Origin of the sequence: Streptomyces sp. 8L (genome assembly GCF_020176795.1) — a bacterium.
GTDB lineage: Bacteria > Actinomycetota > Actinomycetes > Streptomycetales > Streptomycetaceae > Streptomyces.
In genome coordinates this window covers 1-14,015 of sequence record NZ_JAIUKE010000218.1, presented here as the reverse complement: position 1 = coordinate 14,015, position 14,015 = coordinate 1, and the positions used below count along the sequence as shown (strand labels likewise).

The window sequence follows — 14,015 nt, the reverse complement described above, 5'->3', positions numbered from 1 at the left end:
CCCCCCCCGGCGCGCCCGCGCCCCCCGCCCCCGCCCCCCCCGCCCCCCCCCCCGCGGGGGGGGCCCCCCCCGGGGGGGGGCCGGGGGGGCCCCCCCCCCGGGCCAGGAGCCGCCGGGGCGGCTCCTTCGAACGGCGCGGCGGGGTCAGATGTGCGCCGCTCCTGCGGCGGCGTCCGCGTTCTCGCCGCGCTTCGTGAGCAGTGCGACGAAGATCGCCACGAAGCCGACGGCGGCGGCCACGAGGCACGCCAGCGTCATGCCCGACATGAACGTGTCGTGCGCGACGGTGGTGATCTTCTCGGCGATCCCGGCGGGCGTCCCCGGCGGGACCGGCGCCGTACCGACCTGGACGGCCTGGGACGCCTGGTCGAGCTGGGCGGGCTTCAGGGGCGGCAGGCCGGCCCCCGTCCACTTGCCCGGCAGTTGGCTGGAGACGCGCGACGCCATGACGGCGCCGAGCACAGCGGTGCCGAGGCTGCCGCCGATCTGCATCGCGGCCTGCTGGAGGCCGCCGGCCACACCGGACAGCTCCATCGGCGAGTTGCCGACGATGACCTCGGTCGCACCCACCATGACCGGCGCGAGGCCGAGGCCGAGCAGCGCGAACCAGAGCGACATGAGGCCGGTGCCGGTGCCCACGCCGAGGCGGGACATCCCGAGCATGGCGAGCGTCGTGAAGATCATGCCGCCCGCGAGCGGGATGCGCGGCCCGACCTTGGTGATCAGCATGCCCGCGACGGGCGACGCGACGATCATCATGCCGGTCAGCGGAAGCAGGTGCAGGCCCGCGTCGACCGGGGTCATGCCGTGCACGTTCTGCAGGTAGAAGGTGACGAAGAACAGGCCGCCGAGGAACGCGATGGCCATCAGCGCCATCAGCACCACGCCCGCGGAGACGGGGACGGACTTGAACAGCGTCATCGGGATGAGGGGTTCCTCGACCCTGTTCTCCCAGAGCGCGAAGACGACGAAGCAGACGATCGAGACGCCGATGAACGTCCAGGTCGTGCCCGCGCCCCAGCCCCAGGTGGGAGCCTTGATGAGCGCCCATACGAGGCAGAACATCGCGCCGGAGAGCAGCAGGATGCCGAGGAGGTCGAACTTCCGCGGCGCGTTCTCGGCGCGGTGGTCGAGGAGGATGAAGGCGCCGAGCACCAGCGCGATGACGCCGACCGGCACGTTGATGAAGAACACGGACTGCCAGCTGATGTGCTCGACGAGCACACCGCCGAGGATCGGGCCGCCCGCGGTGGAGGCGCCGATGACCATGCCCCAGATGCCGAGCGCCGAGTTGAGCTTCTCGGCGGGGAAGGTGGCGCGCAGCAGGCCGAGCGCGGCCGGCATCAGCAGAGCGCCGAACAGGCCCTGGAACACCCGGAGGGTGACCACCAGGGCGATGGTGTGGGAGAGGCCGATCGCTCCGGACGCGGCGGCGAAGCCCACGATGCCGATGAGGAAGGTCTGGCGGTGGCCGAAGCGGTCACCGAGCTTGCCCGCGGTGATCAGAGCCACCGCCAGGGCCAGGAAGTAGCCGTTGGTGATCCACTGCACATCGGCGAACGAGGCGCCGAGGTCCTTCTGGATGGCGGGGTTCGCGATCGCGACAATGGTGCCGTCAAGGGCCACCATCATCACGCCGACCGCCACGGCTATGAGCGTCAGCCAGGGATGGCCGCGCAGCCCCTTCTTGGACGGCGCCGTCGTCGGGGGCGCCTGTTCGACGGTGGTCTGACTTGTCATGGGCCACACGCTAATGTCAGCTACTGACAGTTGACAAACCAATTCACAAGTCGGTAACTGTCACGTAGCTCACAGCCACCGCGATTACCGTGGCGGGAGAGCTGGCAGGCGGGAAACCGCCACACGGCGGGAACCGCCGGAACCCTCCGGAACCCCCGGGAACCGCCGGAACCCCCGGGAACCTTCCGGAACCCTCCGGAAGCACCGCGAAGCGTCATGAACCATCACGAACAGATCGAGGTCCCCTCAGTGAGCGTCGGGCAGGACACAGCGACGGAACGGCCGACGGGCCTGCGCGCACGCAAGAAGCAGCGCACCCGTGACGACCTGATGCGCGTCGCGCTCCAGCTCTTCACCTCGCAGGGGTACGAGGCCACCACGGTGGACGAGATCGCGGACGCCGTCGAGGTCTCCCAGCGCACGTTCTTCCGCTACTTCGCCAGCAAGGAGGACGTCGCCTTCGGGATCGTCTCGCTGGTGGAGGGGCAGTTCGTCGAGGAGCTGCGGCAGCGCCCCGCGGACGAGGGCCCCGTGCCCGCGATGCGGGAGGCGGTCGGCGCCGGCTGGGCCAGGGCGAGCGAGACGATCGAGGAGATCGCGTCCGTAGAACTGGTCATGAAGGCCTATCAGATGATCGAATCGACTCCGGCCCTGCTCTCCGCGCACCTGCGGCGCGGGAGCGAGACGGAGGAGGAGATCGTACGGATCATCGCCGAGCGCGAGAGTCTGGACGTCGAGCGGGACCCGCGCCCGCGCGTGGCCGTCGCGGCCTTCTGCGGAGTGCTGCGGATGGCGGGCCGGATCTGGGGCCGGCCGGGCCATGAGACCAGCGTCGAGTCCCTGGTGACGCTCTCCCAGTCGTACATCGACGCGCTGGCGCCGTCGCTGGGCGACAACTGGCGAACGGGGGGCCTTCCCGCGGAGCGCCCCACGGATGGACGGCCGGTGTGTCCCGATGGCGCGTCCGTCGGTTAGCCTGACGCAAGATGTGACCTGTACGTGATCCGCGCGTGACCTGACTCACCCGTTCGGGTGGGGCGGGCGGCACGCGTTCTAGGGTGGACAGACCGTGATTCCTTTCGCCTCTTCGCCCGCGCTGATGACGTGGCGGACGCTTCTGGCGCTCGCCGTCGTCTTCGTGATGCTCGCGACCACCGGGTGGACGGCCGTCCAGCGGGGCCAGGGTTCGGCCGATCCGCTGAAGGCGGCCGTCGCGGCCTGGCGCAAGGGGACGCTCGGGAACCGGCACCTGCCGAGCACCCGTTCGTCGCCGCGCCGGCTCGCCGCGTTCTTCGGCTCGCTGACCGCCAAGGAGCAGTCACGGCTCGCCGACCGGTACCCGCTGGTGGTCGGCAACCTCAACGGAGCGCCGGTGAACCTGCGCTTCCGCGCCAACCGGCTCGCGCTGCGGCAGGAGGAGGCCGTGGAGCGCCGCAGGACGCACGACACGCAGCTGTCGCCCGACGGCCGGCACACGGCCGAGAAGACGATGCAGCAGTACGAGTCGATGCTGGAGCCCGGGCGCACCTTCCTCGCCTTCGACCCCTCGGGCGACGGCCGCGCGGCCGAGGTCTTCGGGGACCTCACCCACGCCCGGCGGATCTCCGTCATCGTGCCGGGCGTGGACACCAACATGCTGACCTTCCAGAAGACCGGCAAGTGGTACAGCGCACCGGCCGGCATGGGCTCGTCCCTCTACACCGCGGAGCGCGCCGCCTCCCCCGCCACCAGCACCGCCGTGATCGCCTGGGCCGACTACACCGCGCCCGCCGGCCTCGGCATGGACGCCGTCATAGGGACGCTCGCGCAGGCCGGTGCCGTACGCCTGACGGCTCTGACGGACGCGCTGCCCGGCTCCGCGCCGGTCTCGCTGTTCTGCCACAGCTACGGGTCCGTGGTCTGCGGCATGGCCGCGAAGAACCTGCCGGCGCGGGTCACCGACGTGGCGGTCGCGGGCAGCCCCGGCATGCGCGTGAGCAACGCGCGGGGCCTGCGCACGCGGGCGCGCGTGTGGGCGATGCGGGATCGCGGCGACTGGATTCAGGACATCCCGTACGTCGACGTCGTCGGGCTCGGCCACGGCGCCGACCCGGTCTCCAGCGGGTTCGGCGCACGCGTCGTGTCGGCGGCCGGGGCGCAGGGCCACAGCGGCTATTTCCAGCCGGGCACCACAAGTCTGGACAATTTCGCCGACATCGGCGTCGGCGACTTCGACGCCGTGGCATGTGCACAGGACGTTTCGGGCTGCCACAGCGGAATCCACGCCCAGCCGGCTGCCTGACGCGCGTAGATTTCCGCTCTACGGCTGGAGACGTGCGGGCGAACGCCGCCTAACATGTGGCACATGGGTGATGTACTGGCCGGTATCCACGCCACCTGGGAGTTCGAGGGCGACTCCGTGCTCATCCGCTTCGGACGGGGCATACGGACACCGAGGCTGTTCCAGGTGCTGCGCGAACGGCGGGTCCCCTACGAGGCGCTGGCCTCGGTGGCGGTCTCCCCCGGCAGACGCGGCGCGGTCGTGCTGCGCGCGCGGGTGCGCCCGGGCGCCGATCCCCTGATGGACGCCGCGGACGGTCAGCTCAAAGAGGCCTGCGACCCCTACCGGTTGGTGCTGCCCGCCGGGCGCGAGACGCTCGCGGAGTACTACGCGCAGGAGCTGCGGAGCGTCCTCGACGCGTCGGCGTCCGATCCGGAGTGCGGCGACTGGCCCGCGCCCCGCCCCGCTGAGGCCCACCTCGTGGCCTCGCCCGCGGCGCCGCTCGCCTTCAAGGCGTACGACGGCAGGGCCGCGTTCGACGGCAGCCAGGTGAGCTTCCGGTGGTCGTGGACGGGGGCGTCGACCACGAAGTGGAAGGCCGGCGACCAGACGTTCCGCGTCGAGGAGCTCCAAGGCGTCGAGTGGCGCTCCCCCGAGGGCCCCGACGGCTGCCTGCGGCTGGTGCGCCGCGCGCCCGCCGCCGCAGGTCCCGCCGCCGCCAGGGGCGCCGCCCCCGGTCGGTCCTGCGACGAGGCGGAGCGGCGCGCACAGCCCGACCACGACCCGGCCGCCGTCGTGTTCGGCGTCGGCTACGGCCCGGTGCACGAGTCGCTCCCCTTCGCGGCGGCGGTCCTCGCCGCGGTGCGCGGCGGAGGCGCGGCCCGTGCGCAGGCCCCGGCCCCCGCCGTCGCCGCCGGCGGGGCGTCGGAGCCCGCGCGGTCCGTCGCCGACCGCATCCGCCAGCTCGGCGAGCTGCACCGGGCCGGGCTGGTCACGGACGAGGAGTTCACGTCCAAGAAGGCCCAGCTGCTCGCGGAGTTGTGAGGGAGCGCGCCCGGGGCGCCGCCGGGCGGGGACGCGCCAGGGGCGCCGTTATTCGCGGCCGGCCGAGGTGAAGCTCATGTCGGCGTACCGGCCGCCGGTGACGCGGGAGGCGATCGGCTCCAGGACGTCGAGTTCGCTCGGCGTCAGGATCAGGTGCGTGGCGCCCACGTTCTCCTCGACCCTGGACCTGCTGCGGGTGCCCGGGATCGGCACGACGGACAGGCCGTGCACGCCGGCCCGCTGCTGCACCCAGGCGAGCGCGACCTGTGCGAGGGTCGCGTTGTGCGCGGCGGCGATGGCGCGCACGGGCTCCAGCAGGGCGGCGTTGGCCGCTCCGCTGTCGCCCGTGAACCGGGGCTGCTGGCGGCGGAAGTCGTCCTCGCCCAGCTCCTTGTCCGCGCTCACGAACGAGCCCGTCAGAAAGCCGCGGCCGAGCGGCGAGTACGGCACGAGCCCGACGCCGAGCTCCGCCGCCGCCGGTACGACGTTGGCCTCGATGTCCCGGCTGAACAGCGACCACTCCGACTGCACGGCGGCGATCGGATGCACGCCGTGCGCGGCACGCAGCTCGCCTGCGGTGACCTCGCTCAGCCCCAGATGCCTGACCTTGCCCTCGCGCACCAGCTCGGCCATGACGCCGACGGTCTCCTCGATCGGGAACCGCACGTCGCGCCGGTGCATGTAGTAGAGGTCGATCGCCTCGACGCCGAGCCGGGCCAGGCTCTCCTCGGCGCTGCGCCGGATGTACGCGGGGTCGTTGTCGATGATGCGCTTCGTGCGGTCCTCGGGGTCGATGCCGAGACCGAACTTCGTCGCCACCACGACCTCGTCGCGGTGTGCCGCGAAGAAGGGCGCGAGGAACCGCTCGTTCTCGCCGTCCCCGTAGGCGGCGGCCGTGTCGTACAGCGTCACGCCGAGTTCCAGCGCGCGCTCCAGCGTGGCGCGCGACTCGTCCAGGTCGCTGGGGCCGTAGGCGAAGCTGATGCCCATGGCGCCGAAGCCCTGCGGGCCGACCTCGAGGCCCTCGGAGCCGAGGCTGATCCGGGTGGGCGGTGTGGTGTCGCTCATTGGTGACTCAGCACCTCTCCGACGCCTTGTGGGCGTCCGCGTAAAAACCGATCTTGTAGTCGAGAACGGCGACGGTGTCCTGGAGCTCCGCGATCCTCGCCAGGACGTCGCGCCGGGTGCTCGCCAGGAGTTCCTGGCGCTGGTGGAAGGTGGCGTCGCCCTCCCGGACCAGCTCGGCGTAGCGGACCATGTCCGCCACGGGCATGCCGGTCAGCCGGAGCTTGCCGACGAAGTCGAGCCAGTCGAGGTCGCGGTTGCTGAAGCGGCGCTGGCCGGTGTGCGATCTGTCGACGTGCGGCATCAGCCCGATCCGCTCGTACCACCGCAGGGTGTGCGCGGTCAGCCCGGTGAGGACGGCCACCTCGCTGATCGTGTACTGGTCCTCGCCCTCGGGCCGCGGGGGCCCGGCCGGCCCCGCGGCGCAGCTGTGTCCGTGGTCCGCCCCTACCGGCGTGCTCTCGGTCAGCGTCATGGTCCACACGCTAATTCCTTCGAGTGCGCTCCAAGCAAGAGGGAGCGGTGACGGACGGGCGCAATCCGCTACCGCTCGCGCCCTGCCCGCCCTACTGTGCGCGCCATGGACCGGATCACCGAACCCCGCCCCCGCGTCGCACCCGCCGTCAGAGCGGCCGGCCCCGACGACGCCGAGGAGCTCGTACGCCTCCGCGCGATCATGCTGGACTCCCTCAACCCCGGTCAGAACGACAGCTCCTGGCAGCCCGCGAGTGTCGCGATCCTGCGCCGGGAGCTCGCCGGGCCCGGGGGTGATCTGGCCGCGTTCGTCGTGGACGTGCCGGGCCGTCCCGGTGTGCTCGCGGCCTGTGTGGTCGGCACGGTCAACCAGGGCCTCGGCTCGCCCGGCAACGAGTCGGGCCTGGGCGGCCATGTGTTCAGCGTCGCCACGGACCCGGCGATGCGGCGGCGCGGCTACTCGCGCGCCTGCATGGAGGCGCTGCTCGACTGGTACAGGGGGCGCGGGGTGCGCAAGGTCGACCTGCACGCCTCGGACGAGGGCGCCCCGCTCTACGCGTCGCTCGGCTTCGTGCCGAACCGCGCCGCCGCGATGCGGCTGCTGCTGTGATCCGGTGCGTGCCGTACGGGTGTCCCGGTCGTCCCGGTCCGGCCGCCGCCGTGAAGAGGCCCTGAACTAGGGTCGGTCGCATGGAGCGCCTGGAGTCCTTGCAGCAGATCGAGAAGTGGCCGGTGCCGCACGCCGCCGCGGCGGTGATCCGCGCCGACGGCACCGTCGCGGGCGCGTACGGGCCGACGGAGCGGCGCTTCCCGCTCGCCTCCGTGACCAAGCCGCTGGCCGCGTACGCGGTGCTCGTCGCGTACGAGGAGGGGGCGGTCGAGCTCGACGAGCCGGCCGGGCCCGACGGCGCGACGGTCCGCCACCTGCTGGCGCACGCGAGCGGCATGGCGCCGGACAGGCGGGAGGCGCTGTCCGCGCCCGGCACGCGGCGGGTGTACTCCAACGCCGGGTTCGACACCCTGGGCGACCATCTGGCGCGGGCCACGGAGATCGCGTTCCCCGACTATCTGCGCGAGGCGGTGTTCGAGCCGCTCGGCATGACGGCGACGGCGCTGGAGGGGGACGCCTCCCCCGCGCGCGACGGGGTCTCGACGGTGGACGACCTGGCGCGGTTCGCGGCAGAGCTCCAGGCGCCCCGGCTGCTCGACCCGCGCACGGTCGCCGAGGCGATGACGGTCCAGTTCCCCGGGCTGCCCGGGGTGCTGCCCGGCTACGGCGGCCAGCACCCCAACGACTGGGGCCTCGGCTTCGAGATCAGGGACGGCAAGTCGCCGCACTGGACGAGCGCCTCGTCGTCGCCGCGTACCGTCGGCCACTTCGGGCAGTCGGGCACGTTCCTGTGGGTGGACCCGGACGCCGGGGCGGCCTGTGTGGTGCTGACCGACCGCGACTTCGGGCCGTGGGCGGTGGAGGCCTGGCCGCCGCTGACGGAAGCGGTGCTCGCGGAGCTGCGTACGTCCTGAGCGGCGCTCCGGCCAGAGGCGCGAGCGGGCGGCCCAGGCCCGGTCAGCCCGGCTGCGCCATCTCCCAGACGAGCACCTCGGCCCGGTCGTCGTCGTGCGCCCCGTGGCCCGTCAGTTCGAGGCCGCGCGCGTCGGTGATCCGCGCCGAGTCGCCGGGGCGCAGCTCCTCGCCGTCGAGCAGTACGGACCCGCGCACGACGTGCGCGTACAGGTAGGCGCCGTCCGGCACCGCGGAGCGCTCCCCGGGCGCGAGCCGCCGCACGTGCAGCATCGCCCCGGCCTCCGGTACGGCGTAGGGCGTCGAGTCGGCGATGCCGCGCACGATGTCGTAGGCGGGGTCGCCGCCCGGCTCGCGCGGCGCCAGCCACATCTGCACGAAGACCAGCGGCTCCGTCCCCTCGTTGCGTTCGCTGTGCCGGACGCCGGCCGCCGAGCGCAGGCGCTGGAGGTCGCCGGGGCGCACCACCGTCGTGCGGGCGGCCGAGTCGCGGTGGGTGAGTTCGCCGGTGACGACCCAGGTGACGATCTCCGTGTGGCTGTGCCGGTGCTCGTCGAACCCCGCGCCGGGCGCGAGGTGTTCCTCGTTGCAGGCGAGGAGCGCGCCGAAGCGGAGGTTGCCCGGGTCGTAGAACCCGCCGAAGGAGAACGCGTGCAGGGAGGCGATACCGGCGCTCTCGTCCCCGCCCGGATAACGGTCCTCTGCGTACCGTACGGACATCACGGCCCTACGGTAGCCCCGGCCCCGCGTGCTCCGGGCCTGATGAGGCAGTCTTGTCCCGTGCCTCACGCCGTGAACGAACCCCATCCGCACGCCGCCACCCTGCGCCGCCTCGAACAGTCGTCGGGGCGGCTCGCCGCCAACGCCATCGCCCTCATGGACGAGACGCTGCCGTGGTACCGGGCGATGCCACCGGAGAACCGTTCGTGGATCGGGCTCGTCGCGCAGGCCGGCATCGCCGCCTTCACCGAGTGGTTCCGCCGCCCCGAGCGCCCGCAGGCCATCTCCACCGACGTCTTCGGCACCGCGCCCCGCGAGCTGACCAGGGCGATCACGCTGCGGCAGACCGTCGAGATGGTGCGCACGACGATCGAGGTCGTGGAGTCGGCGGTCGAGGAGATCGCCGCGCCGGGCGACGAAACGGTGCTGCGGGAGGCGCTGCTGCTGTACGCGCGGGAGATCGCCTTCGCGACCGCGCAGGTGTACGCGCAGGCGGCCGAGGCACGCGGCGCCTGGGACGCCCGGCTCGAATCCCTCGTCGTGAACGCGGTGCTCTCCGGCGAGGCCGACGAGGGCGCGGTGTCCCGCGCGGCGGCGCTCGGCTGGAACTCGCCCGAACATGTGTGCGTGCTCCTGGGTACGGCGCCCGAGGGTGACAGCGAGCTGACCGTGGAGGCGATCCGGCGCGCCGCCCGGCACGCGAAGCTCCAGGTGCTGACCGGCGTGCTCGGCAACCGCCTCGTGGTGATCGCGGGCGGCTCCGACAACCCGCTCCAGGTCGCCAAGGCGCTGATCGGCCCGTACGCGGCGGGCCCTGTCGTGGCGGGGCCCGTCGTCCCCGACCTCCAGGCCGCCACCCGCTCCGCGCAGGCCGCCGCCGCCGGCCTGAAAGCCTGCTCGGCCTGGCAGGACGCGCCCCGGCCGGTACTCGCGGACGATCTCCTCCCGGAACGCGCGATCGCCGCGGACCCCGCCGCGCGCGACCAGTTGGTGGAGGAGATCTACAGACCGCTCGAAGAGGCGGGCTCCGCACTGCTGGAAACGCTGAGTGTCTACCTGGAGCAGGCGAGCAGTCTGGAGGGCGCGGCCCGCATGCTGTTTGTGCATCCCAACACCGTGCGCTACCGGCTGCGACGTGTGACCGATGTCACGGGATGGTCACCCTCTGATGTGCGATCCGCCTTCACACTGAGGATCGCGCTGATTCTGGGGCGGCTCGCCGGAGCGGACGTGCAGTTCTGAGCTTGTAGAGTCTCCACAACTACCCTTTCGGTTCTTCGTCCCTGTCATCACGGGCGTCCAGGACCGCCGACAAGAGAGAGTGTGAGAGTGCTTGTACTCGTCGCTCCCGGCCAAGGCGCCCAGACGCCCGGCTTCCTGACCCCCTGGCTCGACCTCCCCGGCGCGGAGGAGAAGCTGCGGCAGTGGTCGGCCCTCATCGATCTCGACCTGGTGCACTACGGCACCGAGGCCGACGAGGAGCAGATCCGCGACACGGCGGTGGCCCAGCCCCTGCTCGTGGCGTCGGCGCTGCTGTCCGCGCGGCAGCTGCTCCCCTCGCAGGGCGATGTCACGGCCGCCGTCGGCGCGGTCGCGGGACACAGCGTGGGCGAGCTGGCCGCGGTGGCGCTCGCCGGGGTGCTGAGCGACGACGAGGCCATGCTCCTGGTCCGTACTCGCGGGCGGGCGATGGCCGAGGCCGCCGCCGTCACCGAGACGGGCATGGCGGCGCTGCTGGGCGGCGAGCGGGACACCTCCGTGGCGCACCTGGAGCGGCTCGGCCTGACGCCGGCCAATGTGAACGGGAAGACGCAGATCGTCGCGGCGGGCACCCTGGAGCAGCTCGCCGCGCTCGCCGAGGACAAGCCGGAGGGCGTGCGGCGGGTCGTTCCGCTCAAGGTGGCCGGCGCGTTCCACACGCGCCACATGGCCCTCGCGGTCGACACGCTCGCCGCGGCGACGAAGGAGTTCACGCCGCGGGACCCGGCGCTGCCGTATGTCTCGAACAGAGACGGGCAGACGGTCCCCACGGGCGGGGACGCCCTGGCCCGCCTGGTGGGCCAGGTCGCCAACCCGGTGCGGTGGGACCTGTGCATGGAGACCTTCCAGAGCCTCGGTGCCACCGCCCTGGTGGAGCTGTGCCCCGGCGGCACACTGGCCGGCCTGGCCAAGCGTGACCTGCCGGGTGTCAAGACACTCGCGCTCAAGACCCCTGACCAGCTCGACGAGGCGCGTGCGCTGATCGCCGGGCAGTCCACCGCGGCCGGATAGAGGAGCCCTCTGAGCATGTCGAAGTCGAAGATCAGCCCCAGCAAGGGTGCGCCGTACGCGCGCATCATGGGCGTGGGCGGCTACCGCCCGGCGCGCGTCGTGCCCAACGAGGTGATCCTTCAGACGATCGACTCGTCCGACGAGTGGATCCGCTCACGTTCCGGCATCGCGTCACGGCACTGGGCCTCCCCGGAGGAGACCGTCGCGGCGATGTCCATAGAAGCGGCCGGCAAGGCCATCGCCGCCGCCGGCCTGAGGCCCGACCAGATCGACGCCGTGATCGTCGCCACCGTGTCGCACTTCAAGCAGACCCCGGCCATCGCGACCGAGATCGCGGACAAGGTCGGCGCGGGCAAGCCCGCCGCGTTCGACATCTCCGCGGGCTGCGCCGGCTTCGGCTACGGCCTGACGCTGGCCAAGAGCCTGATCGTGGAGGGCTCCGCGGCCCATGTCCTCGTGATCGGCGTGGAGCGCCTCTCCGACCTCACCGACCTCACCGACCGGGCCACCGCGTTCCTCTTCGGGGACGGCGCGGGCGCCGTGGTCGTCGGCCCCTCGCAGGAGCCGATGATCGGCCCCACGGTCTGGGGCTCCGAGGGCGACAAGGCGGAGACGATCCGTCAGACCGAGCCCTGGACGAGCTACCGAAACGGTTCGCTCGACGCCTTCCCCGCCATCACCCAGGAGGGCCAGGCCGTCTTCCGCTGGGCCGTCTTCGAGATGGCGAAGGTGGCCCAGCAGGCACTCGACGCGGCCGGTATCGGCCCTGCCGACCTGGACGTCTTCATACCGCACCAGGCGAACATGCGGATCATCGACTCGATGGTGAAGACTCTGAAACTGCCGGAGAGCGTCACGGTCGCGCGTGACGTGGAAACCACCGGCAACACCTCGGCCGCGTCGATCCCGCTCGCGATGGAGCGGCTCCTCGCGACCGGGCAGGCGAAGAGCGGCGACACCGCTCTCGTCATCGGCTTCGGGGCGGGTCTGGTCTACGCCGCGACGGTCGTTACCCTCCCCTAGGCACGGTTCCCTCCGGCCTTCGGCCAGGGACCACACCTTGATCCATCCGTACCACCATCATCACTATTGAAGGAGCGCCCGACATGGCCGCCACGCAGGAAGAGATCGTCGCCGGTCTCGCAGAGATCGTGAACGAGATCGCCGGTATCCCGGTCGAGGACGTCCAGCTGGACAAGTCCTTCACCGACGACCTGGACGTGGACTCGCTGTCCATGGTCGAGGTCGTCGTCGCCGCCGAGGAGCGCTTCGACGTCAAGATCCCCGACGATGACGTCAAGGAGCTCAAGACGGTCGGCGACGCTGCCGATTACATCGCCAAGCACCAGGCCTGACGTCCCCCGGCGGGACCGATGGGACACCGGTCCGGCCGTACCAAGGCCGGATCGCACGGCTGAGGCCACCCGGTGGTGGCGCCGTAAGAATTCAGCCCCTCTACACGTGGAGAAAGAATTCCAGTGAGCTCGACCAATCGCACCGTGGTCGTCACCGGTATCGGCGCAACCACACCACTGGGTGGCGACAGCGCGACTACCTGGGAGGGCCTGCTCGCGGGCCGTTCCGGGGTCCGCACCCTCGAAGGCGAACGCTACGCAGACCTGCCGGTACGTTTCGCCGCGACCGCGGCCGTCGACCCGGGCGAGATCCTGCCCCGGCCACTCGCCCGCAAGCTCGACCGTTCGGCGCAGTTCGCCCTGGTCGCGGCGCGTGAGGCGTGGACGGACGCCGGTTTCACCGGCAAGGCGGGGGACGACACCGCGGTGGACCCCGACCGGCTCGGCGCCGTCGTGGCGTCCGGCATCGGCGGTATCACCTCCCTGCTGGACCAGTACGACTCGCTGCGCGAGAAGGGGCCCCGCAAGGTCTCCCCGCACACCGTGCCGATGATGATGCCGAACGGCCCCTCGGCCAATGTCGGCATCGAGGTCGGCGCCCGTGCGGGCGTGCACACTCCGGTCTCCGCCTGCGCGTCGGGCGCCGAGGCCATCGGCTACGCGGTGGAGATGATCCGCTCCGGCCGCGCCGACGTCGTCATCGCGGGCGGCACGGAGGCCACGGTCCACCCGCTGCCGCTCGCCGCGTTCGCCAACATGATGGCGATGTCGAAGGAGAACGAGGCGCCCGAGAAGGCGTCCCGGCCCTTCGACAAGACCCGCAACGGCTTCGTCATGGGCGAGGGCGCGGGCCTGATCGTCCTGGAGACGGCGGAGCACGCCGCCGCGCGCGGCGCCCGCGTCTACTGCGAGGTGCTCGGCCAGGGCATCTCGTCGGACGCCTACCACATCACGGCCCCCGAGCCGACCGGTGACGGCATTGCCGCGGCGCTGCGCAATCTGATGGAGAACACCGGCCTGAAGCCGTCCGAGGTCGTGCATGTCAACGCGCATGCCACCTCCACCCCGCTGGGTGACCTGGGCGAGATCAAGGCGCTGCGCCAGGTCTTCGGCGACGATCTCGACCATGTGGCCATCTCCGCCACCAAGTCGATGACGGGTCACCTGCTGGGCGGCGCGGGCGGCGTCGAGACCGTGGCGGCGATCCTGGCACTGCACCACCGGGTGGCTCCGCCGACCATCAACATCACCGAGCTGGACGACGAGGTGGACGCCGACATCGTGCGCGACAGCCCGAGGCCGCTGCCCGAGGGCACCATCTCCGCCGTCAACGACTCGTTCGGCTTCGGCGGCCACAACGTGGTGCTCGCGCTGCGCTCCGTCTGACGCGCCGTCCGGGCCCTCGCGGCCACGGGTACGGAAACGAACGCGGGGCCCCCCCCCCCCCCCCCCGGGGGGGGGGGCCCCCCCCCGCGCCGCGGGGCGCCGGCGCCGCAGGGAGTGCGCCACGGGCCCGAGTGGCGGCCGCCCGGAAAGGATCGCTGCGGCGCCACCCCCGCCCCGG

14 protein-coding genes are annotated in these 14,015 nt (G+C 72.2%); 10 read left to right on the top strand and 4 right to left on the bottom strand.

All coding sequences use genetic code 11. The features are described 5' to 3' along the window. Window positions 1–144: 144 nt before the first annotated feature. Window positions 145–1,740 (bottom strand): MFS transporter, encoded by a 1,596-nt coding sequence (locus LCE31_RS19310; protein WP_225015806.1) that lies wholly within the window; start codon window positions 1,738–1,740, stop codon window positions 145–147. 216 nt (window positions 1,741–1,956) lie between these two features. Here LCE31_RS19310 and LCE31_RS19305 point away from each other — a divergent pair, with 216 nt between their 5' ends. From LCE31_RS19305 to LCE31_RS19295, 3 genes are all read left to right on the top strand, one after another. Then, entirely contained in the window at window positions 1,957–2,715 is a 759-nt protein-coding gene (locus LCE31_RS19305; protein WP_263632037.1) for a TetR/AcrR family transcriptional regulator, read from the top strand. Window positions 2,716–2,809: 94 nt separating this feature from the next. Beyond that, window positions 2,810–4,021 carry an alpha/beta hydrolase gene (locus tag LCE31_RS19300; RefSeq protein WP_225015805.1) on the top strand — a complete coding sequence of 404 codons (1,212 nt, stop codon included), beginning with the start codon at window positions 2,810–2,812 and terminating at the stop codon, window positions 4,019–4,021. 63 nt (window positions 4,022–4,084) lie between these two features. Next, entirely contained in the window at window positions 4,085–5,044 is a 960-nt protein-coding gene (locus LCE31_RS19295) for a DUF4429 domain-containing protein (RefSeq protein WP_225015803.1), read from the top strand. Between the two features lie 48 nt (window positions 5,045–5,092). Here LCE31_RS19295 and LCE31_RS19290 read toward each other — a convergent pair whose 3' ends face one another. Both LCE31_RS19290 and LCE31_RS19285 read right to left on the bottom strand, forming a co-directional pair. Continuing rightward, a complete protein-coding gene (locus tag LCE31_RS19290; protein WP_225015801.1) occupies window positions 5,093–6,112 on the bottom strand; it encodes an aldo/keto reductase in 1,020 nt (339 codons plus the stop codon). Between the two features lie 7 nt (window positions 6,113–6,119). Continuing rightward, window positions 6,120–6,584, bottom strand: coding sequence for a MerR family transcriptional regulator (locus LCE31_RS19285; RefSeq protein ID WP_225015799.1), 465 nt, complete (start codon window positions 6,582–6,584; stop codon window positions 6,120–6,122). A gap of 105 nt (window positions 6,585–6,689) precedes the next feature. Here LCE31_RS19285 and LCE31_RS19280 point away from each other — a divergent pair, with 105 nt between their 5' ends. Beyond that, window positions 6,690–7,193 carry a GNAT family N-acetyltransferase gene (locus LCE31_RS19280; protein ID WP_225015797.1) on the top strand — a complete coding sequence of 168 codons (504 nt, stop codon included), beginning with the start codon at window positions 6,690–6,692 and terminating at the stop codon, window positions 7,191–7,193. Window positions 7,194–7,282: 89 nt separating this feature from the next. Then, on the top strand, window positions 7,283–8,107 hold the full coding sequence (locus LCE31_RS19275) for a serine hydrolase domain-containing protein (RefSeq protein ID WP_225015812.1): 825 nt from the start codon (window positions 7,283–7,285) through the stop codon (window positions 8,105–8,107). 43 nt (window positions 8,108–8,150) lie between these two features. Here the strand turns inward: LCE31_RS19275 and LCE31_RS19270 are convergent, their stop codons facing one another. After that, on the bottom strand, window positions 8,151–8,825 hold the full coding sequence (locus tag LCE31_RS19270; RefSeq protein ID WP_225015810.1) for a pirin family protein: 675 nt from the start codon (window positions 8,823–8,825) through the stop codon (window positions 8,151–8,153). A gap of 60 nt (window positions 8,826–8,885) precedes the next feature. Between LCE31_RS19270 and LCE31_RS19265 the strand changes: the two genes are divergently transcribed. The 5 genes from LCE31_RS19265 (at window position 8,886) to fabF (ending at window position 13,837) form a co-directional block, all read left to right on the top strand. Further along, on the top strand, window positions 8,886–10,067 hold the full coding sequence (locus tag LCE31_RS19265) for a PucR family transcriptional regulator (protein WP_225015795.1): 1,182 nt from the start codon (window positions 8,886–8,888) through the stop codon (window positions 10,065–10,067). Window positions 10,068–10,154: 87 nt separating this feature from the next. Further along, window positions 10,155–11,096 carry an ACP S-malonyltransferase gene (locus tag LCE31_RS19260; RefSeq protein WP_225015808.1) on the top strand — a complete coding sequence of 314 codons (942 nt, stop codon included), beginning with the start codon at window positions 10,155–10,157 and terminating at the stop codon, window positions 11,094–11,096. A 15-nt stretch (window positions 11,097–11,111) separates the two neighbouring features. Further along, window positions 11,112–12,119 carry a ketoacyl-ACP synthase III gene (locus tag LCE31_RS19255; protein ID WP_225015793.1) on the top strand — a complete coding sequence of 336 codons (1,008 nt, stop codon included), beginning with the start codon at window positions 11,112–11,114 and terminating at the stop codon, window positions 12,117–12,119. Between the two features lie 83 nt (window positions 12,120–12,202). Continuing rightward, window positions 12,203–12,451, top strand: coding sequence for an acyl carrier protein (locus LCE31_RS19250; protein WP_225015791.1), 249 nt, complete (start codon window positions 12,203–12,205; stop codon window positions 12,449–12,451). A gap of 123 nt (window positions 12,452–12,574) precedes the next feature. Further along, window positions 12,575–13,837 (top strand): beta-ketoacyl-ACP synthase II, encoded by a 1,263-nt coding sequence (gene fabF / locus LCE31_RS19245; protein ID WP_225015789.1) that lies wholly within the window; start codon window positions 12,575–12,577, stop codon window positions 13,835–13,837. Window positions 13,838–14,015 lie beyond the last annotated feature (178 nt).

Bases quoted from the DNA above. Each gene is read 5' to 3' on its own strand.
- LCE31_RS19280 (WP_225015797.1), top strand. From the start codon at position 6,690: ATGGACCGGATCACCGAACCCCGCCCCCGCGTCGCACCCGCCGTCAGA.
- LCE31_RS19250 (WP_225015791.1), top strand. From the start codon at position 12,203: ATGGCCGCCACGCAGGAAGAGATCGTCGCCGGTCTCGCAGAGATCGTG.
- LCE31_RS19310 (WP_225015806.1), bottom strand. From the start codon at position 1,740: ATGACAAGTCAGACCACCGTCGAACAGGCGCCCCCGACGACGGCGCCG.
- LCE31_RS19255 (WP_225015793.1), top strand. From the start codon at position 11,112: ATGTCGAAGTCGAAGATCAGCCCCAGCAAGGGTGCGCCGTACGCGCGC.
- LCE31_RS19290 (WP_225015801.1), bottom strand. From the start codon at position 6,112: ATGAGCGACACCACACCGCCCACCCGGATCAGCCTCGGCTCCGAGGGC.
- LCE31_RS19285 (WP_225015799.1), bottom strand. From the start codon at position 6,584: ATGACGCTGACCGAGAGCACGCCGGTAGGGGCGGACCACGGACACAGC.
- LCE31_RS19295 (WP_225015803.1), top strand. From the start codon at position 4,085: ATGGGTGATGTACTGGCCGGTATCCACGCCACCTGGGAGTTCGAGGGC.
- LCE31_RS19270 (WP_225015810.1), bottom strand. From the start codon at position 8,825: ATGTCCGTACGGTACGCAGAGGACCGTTATCCGGGCGGGGACGAGAGC.
- LCE31_RS19305 (WP_263632037.1), top strand. From the start codon at position 1,957: ATGAACCATCACGAACAGATCGAGGTCCCCTCAGTGAGCGTCGGGCAG.